This is a genomic window from Photobacterium sp. SKA34 (assembly GCF_000153325.1).
In the GTDB taxonomy this organism is placed as follows: domain Bacteria; phylum Pseudomonadota; class Gammaproteobacteria; order Enterobacterales; family Vibrionaceae; genus Photobacterium.
The window spans coordinates 353152-369410 of the sequence record NZ_CH724142.1; the positions used below are offsets into that span (position 1 = coordinate 353152).

Annotated in this window: 14 protein-coding genes; 8 read left to right on the top strand and 6 right to left on the bottom strand. The window is 38.1% G+C overall.

Annotated features, from left to right (window positions below; translation table 11 throughout):
- Positions 1-50: 50 nt before the first annotated feature.
- Entirely contained in the window at positions 51-890 is an 840-nt protein-coding gene (locus tag SKA34_RS10610) for an isopenicillin N synthase family oxygenase (protein ID WP_006645523.1), read from the bottom strand.
- Positions 891-1464: 574 nt separating this feature from the next.
- Between SKA34_RS10610 and SKA34_RS10615 the strand changes: the two genes are divergently transcribed.
- The 3 genes from SKA34_RS10615 (at position 1465) to SKA34_RS10625 (ending at position 4467) form a co-directional block, all read left to right on the top strand.
- The gene (locus SKA34_RS10615) at positions 1465-2052 is read left to right on the top strand and encodes an outer membrane beta-barrel protein (RefSeq protein WP_006645524.1); all 588 of its coding nucleotides are present in this window, start codon (positions 1465-1467) and stop codon (positions 2050-2052) included.
- Positions 2053-2346: 294 nt separating this feature from the next.
- Positions 2347-3042, top strand: a complete 696-nt coding sequence (gene rsuA / locus SKA34_RS10620; protein ID WP_006645525.1) for a 16S rRNA pseudouridine(516) synthase RsuA — start codon at positions 2347-2349, stop codon at positions 3040-3042.
- A gap of 234 nt (positions 3043-3276) precedes the next feature.
- The gene (locus SKA34_RS10625) at positions 3277-4467 is read left to right on the top strand and encodes a Bcr/CflA family multidrug efflux MFS transporter (protein WP_039860253.1); all 1191 of its coding nucleotides are present in this window, start codon (positions 3277-3279) and stop codon (positions 4465-4467) included.
- Positions 4468-4581: 114 nt separating this feature from the next.
- Here SKA34_RS10625 and SKA34_RS10630 read toward each other — a convergent pair whose 3' ends face one another.
- Positions 4582-5781, bottom strand: coding sequence for a glycosyl hydrolase family 18 protein (locus SKA34_RS10630; RefSeq protein ID WP_006645528.1), 1200 nt, complete (start codon positions 5779-5781; stop codon positions 4582-4584).
- Between the two features lie 408 nt (positions 5782-6189).
- Between SKA34_RS10630 and SKA34_RS10635 the strand changes: the two genes are divergently transcribed.
- A complete protein-coding gene (locus SKA34_RS10635; protein WP_006645529.1) occupies positions 6190-6843 on the top strand; it encodes a DUF2913 family protein in 654 nt (217 codons plus the stop codon).
- Between the two features lie 115 nt (positions 6844-6958).
- On the opposite strand, the gene SKA34_RS10640 is transcribed toward SKA34_RS10635, so the two are convergent.
- Together SKA34_RS10640 and SKA34_RS10645 are read right to left on the bottom strand one after the other, a co-directional pair.
- Positions 6959-8131, bottom strand: coding sequence for an MFS transporter (locus SKA34_RS10640; RefSeq protein ID WP_006645530.1), 1173 nt, complete (start codon positions 8129-8131; stop codon positions 6959-6961).
- A 293-nt stretch (positions 8132-8424) separates the two neighbouring features.
- Complete coding sequence (locus SKA34_RS10645; RefSeq protein ID WP_006645531.1) at positions 8425-9597, bottom strand: MFS transporter; 1173 nt, start codon at positions 9595-9597, stop codon at positions 8425-8427.
- A 211-nt stretch (positions 9598-9808) separates the two neighbouring features.
- Between SKA34_RS10645 and SKA34_RS10650 the strand changes: the two genes are divergently transcribed.
- The 4 genes from SKA34_RS10650 to SKA34_RS10665 all read left to right on the top strand — a co-directional run bounded on the left by SKA34_RS10650 (position 9809) and on the right by SKA34_RS10665 (position 14145).
- Entirely contained in the window at positions 9809-10585 is a 777-nt protein-coding gene (locus tag SKA34_RS10650) for a helix-turn-helix domain-containing protein (protein ID WP_006645533.1), read from the top strand.
- 326 nt (positions 10586-10911) lie between these two features.
- Positions 10912-12087: a PcfJ domain-containing protein gene (locus SKA34_RS10655; RefSeq protein ID WP_006645534.1), complete on the top strand. Its 1176-nt coding sequence runs from the start codon at positions 10912-10914 to the stop codon at positions 12085-12087.
- 39 nt (positions 12088-12126) lie between these two features.
- Positions 12127-12915, top strand: a complete 789-nt coding sequence (locus tag SKA34_RS10660; protein ID WP_006645535.1) for an AraC family transcriptional regulator — start codon at positions 12127-12129, stop codon at positions 12913-12915.
- A 45-nt stretch (positions 12916-12960) separates the two neighbouring features.
- Positions 12961-14145 (top strand): MFS transporter, encoded by a 1185-nt coding sequence (locus SKA34_RS10665; RefSeq protein ID WP_006645536.1) that lies wholly within the window; start codon positions 12961-12963, stop codon positions 14143-14145.
- A gap of 52 nt (positions 14146-14197) precedes the next feature.
- Here SKA34_RS10665 and SKA34_RS10670 read toward each other — a convergent pair whose 3' ends face one another.
- Both SKA34_RS10670 and SKA34_RS10675 read right to left on the bottom strand, forming a co-directional pair.
- Positions 14198-14884 (bottom strand): peptidoglycan DD-metalloendopeptidase family protein, encoded by a 687-nt coding sequence (locus SKA34_RS10670; RefSeq protein ID WP_006645537.1) that lies wholly within the window; start codon positions 14882-14884, stop codon positions 14198-14200.
- Positions 14881-16137, bottom strand: coding sequence for an MFS transporter (locus tag SKA34_RS10675; RefSeq protein ID WP_006645538.1), 1257 nt, complete (start codon positions 16135-16137; stop codon positions 14881-14883). The genes SKA34_RS10670 and SKA34_RS10675 overlap by 4 nt, the downstream gene beginning before the upstream one ends.
- Positions 16138-16259 lie beyond the last annotated feature (122 nt).

Sequence of the window (16259 nt, forward strand, 5' to 3'; positions counted from 1 at the left end):
GTTCAAAGCCGAGAGTCATTTTTCTATTTTTAGTGCTTTATTTCTAGAAATTAGATAACACCAAGTTCACGTAAACGTTCCATTAAATACTCATGTGCGGTGTATTTTTCTGAAAGTACAACGTCTGGTTTAGGGTGTAAAAACAGAGGTAATGAAATACGCGATTTTGTTTTATCTGCGCCTTCTGGGTTTATCACACGGTGAGTTGTTGATGGGAAATAACCGCCGGAAGCTTCTTGAAGCATATCTCCGATATTAATAATTAGATGACCGAAATCACAAGGCACATCAATCCAACTGCCATCTTTGGCTTGTACTTGTAGTCCTGGCTCATTAGCTGCAGGCAAAATGGTTAATAAGTTAATATCTTCATGGGCTCCAGCACGAATTGCACCTAGCTCTTCGTCGCCTTGTAGCGGAGGGTAATGCAGGATGCGAAGTAATGTTTTCTCACTGCCTTCAATCATACTTGATAGTGATTGAGTGTATTTGGCGGAAACATCATTAGGTGAATATTGTTCAACCCAACTTAATAATTCTGTCGCAAGCTCATTGGCTTCTTGGTAGTACTGTTGAATATCTTGTTTTAGTTCAGCTGGGCACTGACCCCAAGGGTAGTAGTGGAAGTATTCTTTAATATCCTTTTGGGTATGTCCCTTAGCGGTTTCTGAAACTTCGGTAGGAAAGAGTCCGTCTTGGGTTTCTACATTAAAATGAAAAGCAGTTTTTTCTTCACTATTAAAAAAGTCATACCACTTATCATAGATTTTTTGGACTAAGTTTTGTTGGATAGGGTGATTTTTTAGTACCCCAAAGCCTGTCTCTCTTAATGATTCGACAAAAAGCTGCTTTGCATTTTCTGCTGTGTAATCTACCGCTTCCAGTTTCATTGACATGATTCTCCAACTGTATCTTTTTATTTATAGCAATCGTTTAGCTGAGCTAGTTATATTCTATTTTGGATACAATCGTGTAACAAGTGTAGAGATCAAACCTTTGAGAAACAGAGTGTCCACTACAGGAAATAATCAGACATATTTCCAAAGATTTTTTTTAAGTGAGTTATTTGGCTTAAAAATTCAATCCCTATGAAATATTATTCATTCTTTAAGTTTAAATTAGATTGCTTTATTAAAGGTGTTTTTATTTTATTTACTATAATGAAAAAATAAACTTTTATTTTTTAATTATATAATTTAGTTATTATTAAGGAGTAATTAAGGAGAAGTATAATAGCGCAATGCTTTGATTGTAATTTATTCATATTTGACATGGAAATAACATGGATTTTACTTTTATTGACATTTAACGATAAAATAATGACGTAGGGTTTTTATCGGCGGTTGCTATTAAATGATGTAAATATTTACATTACATATATATACATTATTTAAAATGAATTTGAATGGCGACTATCTTAATTATTAAATGATTAATATTAGAAAAATAAAATAGGAATTGAAGATGTCAATTAAATATGCTCTACCTTTATTATTACTAGCGACATGTGCTGCTCATGCGAGCGAAGATACACCGCAACAATTTATTTTTGGTAGTTATGCTACTTATCTTGATAACCCTGCATTTAAGGTTGATTATGGCTCTGGTTCTACAGATACACTTTATGGCCATACAGCAAACCAGTATACAATAGGTAGTGGTGTGATTTTACAGCAACATCACCGTGTTAAATTTGGCTATACTTTTGGTGACTTTAAAATACGTGGTGAAGATCAACACAGTAATTACGAACACACAAATACATTATTTACTCAATATGATTATATATTACCACTTAATAAAAACATTAATTTACTAGCAGGAGCTACTGCTGGCTATCAATTTGCAAGTCATAAAGATGAGAAGGTAATGTTTAATGGTCCAGTTGTTGGTGCGCAAGTTGGAGTCGAATATCGTTATCAACAATTTGGTTTTGAAGTTGGCTATCATTATAATGTCCATCTTAAAGACCATAAGTATGATGAAGATGGTAATAAATTAACACAGAATGATGATCAAACATTAGCTATGGGGGTTAATTACTACTTCTAAATATAATAATTATAATTTTCTGAAAATATATTAATGAGTTGGGTTTCCAACTCATTTTTAATGAAAACAAGATTTATTTTTGAGAAAAATATATTAGGTAGTCATATTTATACTTTAATTTAAGTATTCCCGGATGAGAGTTCAAATCAAAAATATCCTTCTATGTTTAACACTACCATATGCAATAATGCTCATTTATTTTAGATTAGTGGTTTAAGTCGTAATTTTTTGATGCATATTTGTGGTTTGGTTCTTATAATACCGCTCTTTTGTAGCAATGAGCGGAGCCAGTTAATGAGGCTTGATAAATTCTTAGGTACCACATTAGGTATCACCCGTAGAGAAGCCAGTAAACTTCTTCGAGATAAAATGATTGAAGTTGATGGCGAAATCGTCCGTAGTGCTTCGTTTGCAGTCAGTGACGATAACGATGTGGAATTTAACGGTCGCCCGCTAAAGCTGCAAGGTCCTCGTTACTTTATGCTTAATAAGCCGGAAGGCTTTGTGTGCTCTCATGTTGATGACTTCAACCCAACTGTTTTTGTTTTGTTTGATGAAGTAAGCCCAGAGAAAATGCACGTAGCAGGTCGTTTAGATGGCGATACAACAGGTTTAGTGTTGGTGACAGATGATGGCCAATGGTCTCACCGTATCACTTCGCCACGTCATTTATGTTCAAAGACCTATTTTGTTGAAGCGGCCGATCCAATCACTGAAGATTACATCAAGCAATTTGAAGCAGGTGTACAACTTCGTAGTGAGAAAGAATTAACACGCCCTGCCAAATTAGAAATTCTTAGCGAGCGTGAAGCATTGCTGACAATATCTGAAGGTAAGTACCATCAAGTAAAACGTATGTTCGCAGCGATGGGTAATCGAGTTGTTGGCTTACACCGTGAGCGTATCGGTACGGTTGAGCTTGATGAAGATCTTGCTCCTGGTGAGTACCGACTATTAACAGCAGAAGAAATTGCATCATTTCTAAAATAATTAGCTTGTGATGTTAATTTTATAAATTCTGTGCTGTAATGAGAGGCGTAAATATAAAGACTTGTTTTAGTCTTCAGTGTTTATGCCTTTTATTTTATCTGATAAATACAATACACGTATAGCAAACGGTCCACTGATAAGGAAATCGCTTTTTTCCATATTAGAAAGGTTCTGTATAAGTGTTTTATCATAAAATATAAGCTTAATATGAAATATTAGCTCATAAGAGGTGCTATGAACCAGCAAGACAGCCCAAGGTTGAGCCTGCAATTGATATTGATCCTTGGCGCAATAGCTGCGCTTACGCCTTTAGCGATTGATATGTACCTGCCCGCAATGCCGAACATTGCCAAAGACTTTTTAGTTTCTCCTAGTTTAGTTCAGGTTACATTAACCGTATTCACCGGAGGTTTTGCCTTTGGTCAATTGATTCATGGGCCTCTGGCAGACAGCTATGGACGGCGTCCAATGTTGTTACTCGGTACTATCAGTTTTACTGTTTTAACAGTGTTAGGTGCATTGAGTACGAGTATTACAGAACTTACCGTTATTCGTGTTTTACAAGGTTTTGCTGGTGCTGCCGCAGCCGTCATCATTAGTGCATTAGTTCGTGACATGTTCGAGCGCGAAGAATTCTCTCGTACCATGTCGTTTGTTACTTTGGTAATGACAGTGGCACCGCTACTTGCACCTATGATTGGTGGTCATTTATCGGTATGGTTTGGCTGGCGAGCAGTATTTTGGTTTTTGGCTATTTTTGCCGTTATTGTATTACTTTCCATTGTTTTTAAAATTAAAGAAACATTACCAAAAGAAAAACGTATACCTTTCCACTTTTTATCCATTATCCGTAATTATATAAAACTACTGTCTAATCCAGTAGTACTCGGTTTGATACTGTGTAGCGGATTTTCATTTTCAGGCATGTTCACTTTCTTAACGGCGGGTTCGTTTGTTTACATTGATCTTTATGGTGTGAGTGTTGAAAACTTTGGTTTTTACTTTGGTTTAAATATCATTTGCTTAATTCTAATGACCAGTATAAATGGGCGTTTTGTAAGGAAGAAAGGCACCCATTGGATGTTACGACTTGGATTAGTCATTCAGCTGTTTGCCGGTGCGTTAATTGTTATTGGTCAGTGGCTCGATTTTGGACTTTGGGGCGTTGTAATCCCTGTTATGTTGTTTGTTGGTGTTCTATCGATTATTGGTAGTAACGCTATGGCTTGTCTACTAGCGCGTTATCCTCAAATGGCTGGTACTGCTTCTTCATTAGGTGGCACATTCCGTTTTGGTGTTGCATCCATTGTCGGAAGTATTGTTGCCTTAATGCCAGATAGTACGGCATGGCCAATGGCAGGAACGATGGCTGTTTGTGCAGTATTGTCTGCTGGTTTTTACTGGTTCTTAGCAAGAAACGCATAAAAAATTTTTCTATTTCTACAGGTATTGCTGAAAAAAGTACGCCAGAGGTAATTCTCTGGCGTACTTTTTTCGTAATTAAAGAAGGCAAATGGTAACTTTAAACACTGTTTTAATTTACCAATCGTAATGCTTCATTGGATCATCTTCACGGTAAACAATCCAGTCTGTATCGTCTTTATTTTTATCGCAAATGTTGCGATAAGAACTGTCCTGTTTAATGGTGGCACTGATGGTTTCTATAATAGAAAGGTCCTTATCTTCTGGGTTAATATCATCGCAAGGCAATTCCCATAACATGACACCACCTAAATGATAGTCATCTTTAGCTAAATGAACTTTTGAGCGGATCGTTGGCAAACCATTATAATAATGTGTTGTGTTATTCTTTGTTACAGTATCTCGACAAGCATAATGTTTATTTTCCTTAACTAATGCGCCGTAAGTGGGGGCATGACGAGGGTAGGCGGGTAACCCTAAGGTAATACGTTGTGGATCTAAGTGGCGCTCTATTAACCAGTAATTTAAGGCATTGACTGAATCTTTATAGCTTGAGTGATCTTCATTTTGCATGTCATAAGTCATTAAATGGACAGTATCAAAGGCATTTAATGCAACATCGAGATAGCCAGCACCTTTTCCATCGTCATTAGGTTTGTCTTTACTGCCAATGATCGCTGCGGTGAAATATTTACCTTCAGCATGAAGCCTATCTGCTAAACGGTTTACAAAATCAGCATATTGATTAGCACCATCACCAATTTGAGGGTACTCCCAATCAAGATCAACACCGTCAAAACCGTAGGTATTTACAACATCCATCATGTCGTTGATAAGGTTTTCTCGGTATTCTGGCGAAGCGGCTACTTTTTCATAAACAATGTCACGGCCAATGATGTTATCGTCACTTTCATTTTTCTCGCTATCTCGCCAGCCACCAAATGAAATGAATACTCTTCCATCAGGGTTCTGATCTTTAAATTTTCGAATGGTGGAAGTAAGCTTATTTATTCTATCAGTTGATAGCGCTGCAACGTGTCCATCGGGGTGATATATACCATCTTCATCCATATTGGCACTAGGGTTCATGAAGGCAATATTTAGATCACTGATTTCATTTGAATGCGGATTATCAAACCACTGATCATTGGCATCTTTCATATAGCTCGCATATACCACATTACGAAACTCTGTAATTTTTGCAGGTTTTGGTTCCTGAGCAACATATCCACTATAGTCATCCGAAGAGTTGCTACTACTGTTACATGCGGTTAGTGATGTGGCAGCAATTAAAGCGGCTAAAAGAGTGTATTTCATCTATGAACCTTATTCCTTGTTAATTGAAAACGTTTACACTTATTATTCACAAATATGCATTCACCGCCCGAATGGATGTCACAAAGCTTTTTTCTTTTGAAGTAATGTTATATTGCAATTTTAAATTTTTATTTATTATAATAAACCGGATTAATCGTACATATGATGTTTTTTTGTAGATTAATATTCTGTTTTTGGTGGTTAATTTCATTCTATTTGATAGATGAAACCAGTTTGAATTTTCAATACATTCCTACTTTTTTATTAGGGTATAACTCGTTATTATTGGCACCTATCTCACCTGACAGTAGCGTACGATAAGTGGACATTTCTAACTGGAACGTTGGTTCTTGGTTAAAAATTCGTAAGCTTGCTTTTAGCCGTATTTATTTTTGATTTTCTAAAATTATGACTTCTTTTTATAACGAAATTCTACATGTGGTAACGGAAGGGTTATCAACACTGGTTACTGCGCAAGAGTCTGGTAAAGCCCAGAAAAATCCAGTCAGTGAGACGGTTTTTTTAAGCGCGTGGGTGACGAAGATGATCAAGCAACAATGTTTTGATCACTGTGTATCTAAGACATTACTGCAATGGCAGAAGCAATCTCGCACAATGGGGAAAAATGCGCAGCTTAAAGTACAATTTGAGCGTATTAAAAATACCCTTAGCGGGTTAAATGATGCTGATGGTCATTCAACGGTTATTACCGCTGAACTAATAGCTGATTTCTATAATGCTTTAGAAGTCGCAGATTGGTTAGTGACTAAAGAGTATGAAGTTAACCGCAAAGTGTCTCACCATACAGATGGTCAAGCATCATTAGTGGTTTGTGCTGCGCAATACAAGTCTGCTATGAATGAGCAGGGTACATTAATAAAACCACTTTCTTTTTATATTCGTGGTAATGCACAGCAGTTTATCGATTTGGCTTATCAGCAAGGTCTCTTGCTGTTTAAAATCACCGACTACAAATCTAAAGTGAAATTCCATGGTGAGTATGTGATTTATCCTGATAATACAGGTACACATTTACCTGAATTACCAACTGTTACAAATTAATCGTTTACAGCAAACAAAGAAAAGCCGCATAAGACCCTTTTAAAAAGGTTACCTTATGCGGCTTTTTTTGTTATATAGAAGTTAACTATACGCTGAGTTTCAACTCACTTGTCGATTAACTTGCTGTTGCGTTTTCACTGGTTTGTTTATTGGTTTTCGCAGCGATCAATTTTAATAGTACAAGTACAAATGAACCACCACCACAAACGAGTAATGTTAATGCTAGATTGCCGATATGCGCAACATGATCTAGACCAAAACCGATGATTAAGTAATAGAACAAGCCAAGTAATGCACCTGCTGTTCCTAAGTGGTTTCGGTAATTTACTAAAGCAGTACTTAACAAGTTAGGTAATGTTAAACGAAAAGACAGTGATACCAAAGCCATTGGAATAAAGAACCAAACAGTTTCCTGTAATAGATAAACACCTAAGCCTGATCCCAGCATCATAAACGTTGATATCATTACGATGATATCGCCGCGAATATGTTTACGTATCAAGCGAATGTTTAGCAGTGAGCCTAAAATAGAACCAGCAGCTAAAACAAAGCTCGTATTACCAAAAAACTTTACGCTAGCCCCTAAGTGTTCAAACATAAATGGTGCGATGCTGTAATAAGAGAATAGGGCGATATTTGCCAGTCCTACCATTAAGCAGATGTACCAAATATGACCATCACGTACCATCTTGTTTGCTACTAAGAATAAACTATCACGTTTAATGTGGTTTGGTTTTGTCTCTGGTAATGCAATACCACCCCAAAGTAATAGTAGCGATAGCATTATCACCATAGCAGCGAAAACCCAAGTATATCCACCGTGAGCCGTCAACCAGCTACCAAGTAACATACCAATCACAGGGCTTAGGCCAATACTTGTTGAGGCAATAGAGAAGATTCTTGCTAAACTTGCCCCTTCAAAGCTATCTCGTAAAATGGTTTGAGTACATACAGAGCCAACAGCTGCACCAAAAGCACACGCACCAAAACCGAAAAGTAACCCCTGAAATGTTGGTGTAAAGTAACAAAATAGCGCGGCAGCAATACAAACTGCTATACCTAATAGGGTTGATAAACGTCGTCCAATCACATCACACATGGTTCCCCAGAATACGACGCCAACGGCAAAGACCATAAAGAAGATCGATAGCGCTTGAGCTGCTTCTGATGTGGTTACTGAAAAGTGATTCTTAATAGATGTTAGTGCTGGGCTATACATTGTCTCTATGAGCTGTGGAAACATTAACAGCGAAATCGCCAATAATGTCGATATTGTTTTTTTATTCATGACTTCCTCTTTGACGCTTGATTATCCACCGATGAAAGACTGGCAAACGATATAAATCAGTAGATGATACGTATTACAGCCATTACTTTTATGTGAAATACGAGACTGATATTTCAATGATGCTGAGTATACATTTATCAAAGATAGGTATGGTATTAACATAAGAACAACAAATATCACTATAAGGACATAATCGAAAAAAGCCGCATGAGCTTCTCTACAAATAGAGTATCTCATGCGGCTTTTTTATTAATAGAAGTTAATTATGCGGTGAGTTTTAACTCACTTGTTAGTTAACTTGTTGTTGCATTTTCACTGGTTTGTTTATTGGTTTTCGCGGTGATCAATTTCAGTAGTACAAGTACAAATGAACCACCACCACAAACGAGTAACGTTAATGCTAGATTGCCGACATGAGAGGCATGATCAATACCAAAACCGATAATTAAGTAATAAAACAAGCCAAGTAATGCACCAGCTGTTCCTAAGTGGTTTCGGTAATTGATTAAAGCAGTACTAAACAAGTTAGGTAATGCTAAACCAAAAGACAGTGATACCAATGCCATTGGAATAAAGAACCAAACAGTTTCTTGCAGTAAGTAAACACCTAAACCAGCTGCCAGCATCATTAATGTCGATAACATTACGATGATATCGCCGCGAATATGTTTACGTATCAAGCGAATGTTTAGCAGTGAGCCTAAAATAGAACCAGCAGCTAAAACAAAGCTCGTATTACCAAAAAACTTTACGCTAGCCCCTAAGTGTTCAAACATAAATGGTGCGATGCTGTAATAAGAGAATAGGGCGATATTTGCCAGTCCTACCATTAAGCAGATGTACCAAATATGACCATCACGTACCATCTTATTTGCCACTAAGAATAAGCTATCACGTTTAATGTGGTTTGGTTTTGTCTCTGGTAATGCAATGCCACCCCAAAGTAATAGTAGTGATAGCATGATCACCATAGCAGCGAAAACCCAAGCGTAGCCACCGTGAGTCGTCAACCAGCTACCAAGTAACATACCAATCACAGGGCTTAGGCCAATACTTGTTGAAGCAATTGAAAAAATTCTTATTAAACTCGCACCTTCAAAGCTGTCACGTAAAATAGTTTGAGTACATACAGAGCCAACAGCAGCACCAAAGGCACACGTACCAAAACCATAAAGTAAGCCTTGGAATGTTGGCGCGTAATAACAAAATATCGCCGAAGCAATACAAATAGCTATGCCTAAAAGTGTTGATAAACGACGTCCAATCACGTCACACATGGTGCCCCAGAATACAACGCCTACCGCAAAAACCATAAAGAAGAGTGATAAAGCTTGTGCTGCTTCTGATGTTGTTACTGAAAAATGATTTTTAATCGATGTTAGCGCTGGGCTATACATCGTTTCTATGAGCTGTGGAAACATTAATAGCGAAACAGCTAATAATGTTGATATTGTTTTTTTATTCATGACTTCCTCTTTGACGCTTTATCATCCACCGACAAAAGACTAGCAAACGATATAAAACAGTGGATGATGAGTATTACTGCCATCGCTATTTCGTGATGTACGTGACTGTTATTTCAATGATGATAAGTATATAGTGAACATAATTGGTGTAATATTAATATAAGAACAATAAATACCCTTTTAAGGACACGTTGTAAAAAAGGCTCATAATATGGCTTATATTCGAATGGAAGATCAGTTTTGTGCTGATGATTACTATGGGTTAGTTATCGGGCTTGCTGCTGACTTAGCGGAGCATGACTCGGGTTTCCATACTCATAATAAAGATCAGTTATTATTCTCTCACCATGGCTGTATGGTGATCAGTTTAGATGGTGTGAAATGTGTGTTGCCGCCAATGCGTGCAGCTTGGATCCCTGCAGGAGTAGAGCACAAAGCACAAACATCGAATGTGACGCATTATCGTTCTTTGTATTTTGACCAAGATTTACAACCGCAATTGCCGAGAGTATTAAAAATATTTGATATTAACCCTTTAATGTCGGCATTAATGGAACGTATGGCGTTTTGGGCGTTTGATAAACCAAATAATGAGCAAGTTAATTCGGTGAATCTATTGATTGAAGAGTTAAATCTTGCGAAAGATAGTCACTTGAATTTACCTATTCCAGCAGATCCTCGTTTATCCTCATGGTTAGCAGATATTGATGATGAGGCGTTTGTTGCTCCATCATTAGCTGAACTCAGCCTTATCGTTGGGGCGAGTGCAAAAACTATCACCCGTATTTTTAATAAAGAAGTGGGTATGCCATATCAAAGTTGGCGCCAGCAGTGGCGTTTATTAGCTGCAATTGAATTGCTGTCGTCAAATTGGCGAGTTACTGATATTGCTCACCGGCTAGATTTTTCAAGTGATAGTGCTTTTATTCGTTTTTTTCATGATAAGGCTGGTGTTACACCCTCTAATTTTATTACTGAACATAAGTAATGAGTTTCGATTGTACTAGGTTTACCCAAGCAAATCTTATGCGTAAACAGAAAGGCTAATATTCAAGCTACGAAGTTTATTGTTTGATATTAATACAAATTTGACATTATTTTAGCTAAAGAATAACGACCAGCAAACAGTTGTTTTTTTTATCTATTGTTTAATATATTTTTCGTACTAGGTTCTCATCCTTGCCGTTTTTCAGTTGAATCTTCACTTCGCTAAGGCATGATATATTTATCAGTTGTTATTGTGTTTTATGTCAAAATTAACTGAGTAGATAACGATAATAATCATTCAAGGCTAACAGATATATATGGATATTTATGCTTGCTTGTTGTGCTGAGCGCAAAGAGTTTCATCACTCAACCCCGTTAGTTTTATCATTTGATGAAGCCTTAACCTTTTTTCCTTTTCAGCTTGAATTTTATGACTGGCATGATTGCCTTGCTATGTATCGTGCTTACCCAGATGGGCATCGAGAACCATTAGAGGGCAGTTGTTCATTCTATATTGAGCATATTGAATCATTAGAAGGGGGGAAAGCATGGATAGATAGCATTCCTACTGGATTAGTTGAAAAAGCCCGAGGGTATGCTGATCTTGGGGTGTACATGCTTAAGGTTGCTGCATTGAGCCAGAAAGCCCGAGATCTATTACTTCAACGTCCTACCTTATTGTATTTGGCATGCGAACAATATCCGTTAGATCAAGATGAAGTGTTAGCACTGTGCGAATTAGGTCAACGTAAGATCCTTGCTCAACTTGGCTTGGCTTCGAGTCGTTCAGCATTGCGCTTTCTTGATCGGATAGAAGGGGATTTTTCAACCCGTTCGATTGTGATTATTATTCACCGTTTGCTCGATCCTGAAGTGATGTCGTTTAAATTGTTCAAACATTATAAAACGATCACTAATTTAACCTTGCAGATCTATCTACAATGGCCAACGTTAACAGGTACGCCTCTTGGACGACATCTAGCACAAACCAATCAGCGTGAACGTTTCCAAATCAATCAGATTTTATCTGATGTATTCCAACTTGGTTATCGCGTATTAGATGTTGATTCAATCAAGCGCATTCATGCTGTTACTTCTTATGAAGAGTTAAGAGTGTTACACGACAGGTGGGTGGTCGCGCAACACAGGATCAATTTTATCCCCGATGCTAATTCAAATAAGCCTTACGTGATCCCTTTTGAAGGTAATAACAACATTGTGCCTATTCGTAACTATCAAGAACTAGAGCTAGAGGGAGTTGAACAAAACCATTGTGTTGCGATTTACCACAATCGGATCATTAAAGGCGAATATTTGGTTTATAAAATGTTCATGCCAGAGCGTGTTACGATAGGTTTGAAAAGACATTACGTCGTTAATGGACGATGTAGTGAGACGTATACTGTAGATCAAATTCAAGCCCGAAATAGCCGTATGCCATCCACTGAAACACTTGAAGCGGTATATGGTTGGTTAGACAGTATTAAGTCAGTTAAGCCATAATACCGGTTGAATTTATCGGTTTATTCTCAAAGGAAAGAAATGCGGTTACTTCATTCGATAAAACGTTACGCACCAACAGAAGAAAAAGCGCCGCATTCTCACGACGATTTTGTACAACTCTTTTATATCCACCAAGGCTGTGGTATTGCTAGAACAGAGGATAAAAGCATACTGGCTGTTAGTGGACAGCTTATTTGGGTGCCGCTGAATCATCGCCATCATTTAAAAGTGCTAAAGGATTCCTGTTTAAGTATTATCCATGTATCTCCAGACGATATCCCATGTTTCCATGACAAGATGGGGATTATTTCAACCAATCGCTTAATGGTACAGGTGATGGCAGAGATTGAGTCGAATGATATTAGCCGTGTGCAAGATCCTGACAGTAACTGCGATATTCAACACCATTACTTAGCAGTATTTCTCGATCAACTTAAGAAGCAAAGCTACCAAAACGATGCTTATCAAAGTAACGATGATATTGATAAACGACTATTGCCGATCATTGAAACTTTAACTTTACAGCCTGATATCAAACTATCTTTAGAGTGCTTTGCTGAGCATTGTGGTGCATCTTCTCGCACTCTCAACCGTTTATTTATCAGTACGTTTGATAAGCCCTTCCGTGAGATAAGACAACAATTGGTAATGGAAAAAGCATGGCAATTGAGTCGAGCGGGTGTCGCACATACAGATATTGCATTAGATCTAGGTTACAACAGCTTATCTGCCTTTTCCCATGCCTTTAATCGTTTCAAACAAGACAAAGCTAGTCAGAAGTTGGCGAAAAATCACAACCCGTTGACGTCAGTTCAACAACAAGAGTAAACGTACTTCTTTAAGCTAAAGACATCAACTAAGGAGGTTGTTGTCATGTCTTTACTACGTTTACTCTCTATCAGTTTATTAATGGCGTGCAGCTATTTCTTTGCTTCTGATATGTATGCACCTAGCTTACCTGTGATGTCTGAAGCATTGAATGTGTCATCGACATCAGTACAACAAACGGTGAGCGCGTTTTTTATTGCGTTAGGTTTAAGCCAATTAGTGTGTGGTTCTGTCGCAGAACGCTTTGGCCGTCGTCCTATCGCGATCTTAGGCGCGGTGATATTTATTACCGGTTCAGCGCTTTGTTTATATGTTGATCAACTATCAGGTTTAATTATTGGACGTGCCGTACAAGGTATTGGTGTTGGGGCGTTGTTTTTATTATGCCGAACCATATTGCAAGACTCATTGACTAAAGAGCAGTTAGTGGATGTGATGTCATGGTTTAGTATTTTATTTATGTGTTTACCCGCGTCGACACCTGCAATTGGTGGCTATTTAGAAAGCCATTTTGGCTGGCATAGTAGCTTCTGGTTTATGTTGGGGTTAGCAGTACTACTATTTGTAGTTATTGTCTTAGGTTTAAAAGAAACCCACTTAGAAAAGAATATTCATGCAACGAAACCAAGGGTTTTTGCTCGTGATTACACCATGATTGCAACTAATCAACAGTTTTTACGCTATTTAATCATGATGGTGATGGCCAATAGTGGTGCGCTGGTGTTCTATTTGATGGGCGCGTTTATAGCAAAAGAGCAATACCATTTACCCGTGCAATATTTTGGTATGTCTTCATTGTTGCTAATCGGTTGTAGTTTGTGCGCGCGTATTGTTTATATTCGCTTTCTAAAATATACCACAACAGAGGGGCGAATCATTAAAGCGGCAAGCTGTATTATGTTGCTAGGGGCGTTGACGATATTATCGAATGCGGTGTTTCACAGCATGGCGACGATCATTATCGGTATGGGAATCTACTGTTTTGGTGCAGGGTTAACAACCTCAGTCGTAGCGGTCAGTGCGCTTTACTTATTCCCTAAGTATAAAGGACAAACGGGTGCGCTATTTGGTTCATTACAAATGGTTGGGATCTTTACGTTAACCTTTATAGTTAGCCATTTAGCAAGTGTTGAGTGGGAGATGGCATGTGTATTCATTTCCATGGCGTTAGTGAATATTTCCGTACAACGCTGGTGGAATGATAATTCTGTCGTATTGGCAAAAGCGTAAATAAAAAGCGCCTATTGGCTTAAAAGCTGATAGGCGTTTTTATGTATACAGATTAATCTAAATCGCTTCGTTTTAGGATCAGATTAGGGTTTGGGCAGTTATCTTGGTAAAAATCCAAATGCTCCGGATCAATCACACCAGGATAATCATTATTGTAATTACCCATGTCTTTGATGATCTGAATATGCAGATGGGGCGCCCAACCACCATTTTCTTCCATTTTACCTATTGCTGTAAATTGCTGACCTGCTGTTATTTTCTGTCCAACTGTAAGCGTTGATAAAAACTCAGTGGCGCAATGTCCATACAGAGTATAAAAAACATGGCCTTCTAACTGATGTTTTAGAATCACGGTTGGACCATAGTCACCGTCAGCGGTGTGGTTAGCAATACCAAAGACTTCACCATCAAGTGGGGCATAAACAGGTATGCCAGCAGGTAAACCTAAATCAATAGCCATATGAACAGTACGATCAGGAGAATCGGTAAAGTTAGCTTTATCTTGATAGATCAAACGATGTTCAGCATAACGACTAATCACTACCATAGCATTATCTGCAACAGCACGGTTTACAATTTCATCAGCAAAGCTATGCTCTGCGGTAACCGTACTCCATAAATCACTACTTGGTGTTAAATCGACAATATATCCTTTACCAAATTGTAATTCTTTCGGTACAACAGGGTGAAAGTCATGGGCTTTAAGGACTTGTTCTAATGATGTTTTGCTGTTTGTCATGCTGCATCCAATTCTGATGGTGTTTTCTTCTCTGTAGTCGTATTTTGAGTTGGCACCATTATCATTGCCGCTAGGTAGCCAATAATCGCGATGCCTGTTGGTAATAATAAGTGCACATTGACCATCATAGCAGTTAAATAACCGGTTAATGTCCACGCCAAGCCAACCATTGCACTTGAAAGCGCCATTGCCCAACCTTGGTCGATATCACTTGCTCTGTCTGAAAGGGCTGTGATGTAAAGAGGGAAACACAGTGCCACCATGGTTGCAGTAAAGATCATCGCTAATACATGGCTGGTTGGTGTCGGCGTTGTGGCTAGAAGCAACATACCAATTGCTGAAAGTGCTGTTGTTACTCTGAGTGCAGAAGACACAGAAAAACGTTTTAATATCAGGCGAGGGAGTAATAGCAAAGAGAAAATCATTACGATACCAATACCTATCATAAAGTATTGGTAGAATTCACTTTCTACCGAAATATTCCATTTCTGCGGGAAGATAAATGCAATGTTTTGGAAATAGAGGCTCCAGCTAAACTGACAGATAAACACAATAAATAGACAGTTCAGCAAACCTTTTTGGCTACGCTTTAATGGTTTAGCAAATGAGAACGGGTTTTCTTCTTTTACCGTATTTTGAATAGGTAAACGAACAATAAACAGCAAAGCTAAGCTAACGATAGCAATCAGCAAACAAGCATAGAATGGTGCTTGAGCACCATAACTAGCAGATAATTTACTGCCAAGCGCAGGACCAAAAGACATTGCTGCCGTCATTACCACAGCGACCAAACTCATCAAGGTTGCTTTGTTTTTCCCTTCGCTGTTATCCGCTAAAATCGCTTGTGCAATAGGCTGGCTTGCAGAGCCTAAGCTGTTGATCATATTTCCTACAAACAAAATGATCACCGAGCTAACGATAATCGCATAAATAGGTAATGCAAACCCTATTGCTGCGATCATCAAACAAATGGCAATCACGGTCTTACGGCTGAACTTGTCAGCAAAGCGGGCAATAAAAGGGGTAAAGAACATCGAAATAAATGGGGCGGCAGACATTACTGTACCAAACAACATGCGACGTTGTTCAATTGGCATACTCTTAGCAAATTCCAATGAATGATCAGTTAAAAATAAGCTAACGTATGCAGGGATCGTAATAAAAAATCCGGCAGACCCAAGAAAAATAATGATGTATAGCGTTATAAGCGTAAATAAGGGCAGCTGTTGAGCCGTGCGATGTTGTTTGCGCATCTTATTCTCCCAGTGAATGTGCGCGCTATTCTAATTCTCTTGGGGTAATTGGCAAACACTATCGTTAAGTTTTGAAATTAATTTTTAACAATTACAGCTAAAAAGCAAAGTTATGCAACTGA

Bases quoted from the DNA above. Each gene is read 5' to 3' on its own strand.
- SKA34_RS10610 (WP_006645523.1), bottom strand. From the start codon at position 890: ATGAAACTGGAAGCGGTAGATTACACAGCAGAAAATGCAAAGCAGCTT.
- SKA34_RS10650 (WP_006645533.1), top strand. From the start codon at position 9,809: ATGGCTTATATTCGAATGGAAGATCAGTTTTGTGCTGATGATTACTAT.
- SKA34_RS10670 (WP_006645537.1), bottom strand. From the start codon at position 14,884: ATGACAAACAGCAAAACATCATTAGAACAAGTCCTTAAAGCCCATGAC.
- SKA34_RS10665 (WP_006645536.1), top strand. From the start codon at position 12,961: ATGTCTTTACTACGTTTACTCTCTATCAGTTTATTAATGGCGTGCAGC.
- SKA34_RS10660 (WP_006645535.1), top strand. From the start codon at position 12,127: ATGCGGTTACTTCATTCGATAAAACGTTACGCACCAACAGAAGAAAAA.
- SKA34_RS10625 (WP_039860253.1), top strand. From the start codon at position 3,277: ATGAACCAGCAAGACAGCCCAAGGTTGAGCCTGCAATTGATATTGATC.
- SKA34_RS10635 (WP_006645529.1), top strand. From the start codon at position 6,190: ATGACTTCTTTTTATAACGAAATTCTACATGTGGTAACGGAAGGGTTA.
- SKA34_RS10655 (WP_006645534.1), top strand. From the start codon at position 10,912: ATGCTTGCTTGTTGTGCTGAGCGCAAAGAGTTTCATCACTCAACCCCG.
- SKA34_RS10630 (WP_006645528.1), bottom strand. From the start codon at position 5,781: ATGAAATACACTCTTTTAGCCGCTTTAATTGCTGCCACATCACTAACC.
- SKA34_RS10640 (WP_006645530.1), bottom strand. From the start codon at position 8,131: ATGAATAAAAAAACAATATCGACATTATTGGCGATTTCGCTGTTAATG.
- SKA34_RS10675 (WP_006645538.1), bottom strand. From the start codon at position 16,137: ATGCGCAAACAACATCGCACGGCTCAACAGCTGCCCTTATTTACGCTT.
- SKA34_RS10615 (WP_006645524.1), top strand. From the start codon at position 1,465: ATGTCAATTAAATATGCTCTACCTTTATTATTACTAGCGACATGTGCT.
- rsuA (WP_006645525.1), top strand. From the start codon at position 2,347: ATGAGGCTTGATAAATTCTTAGGTACCACATTAGGTATCACCCGTAGA.
- SKA34_RS10645 (WP_006645531.1), bottom strand. From the start codon at position 9,597: ATGAATAAAAAAACAATATCAACATTATTAGCTGTTTCGCTATTAATG.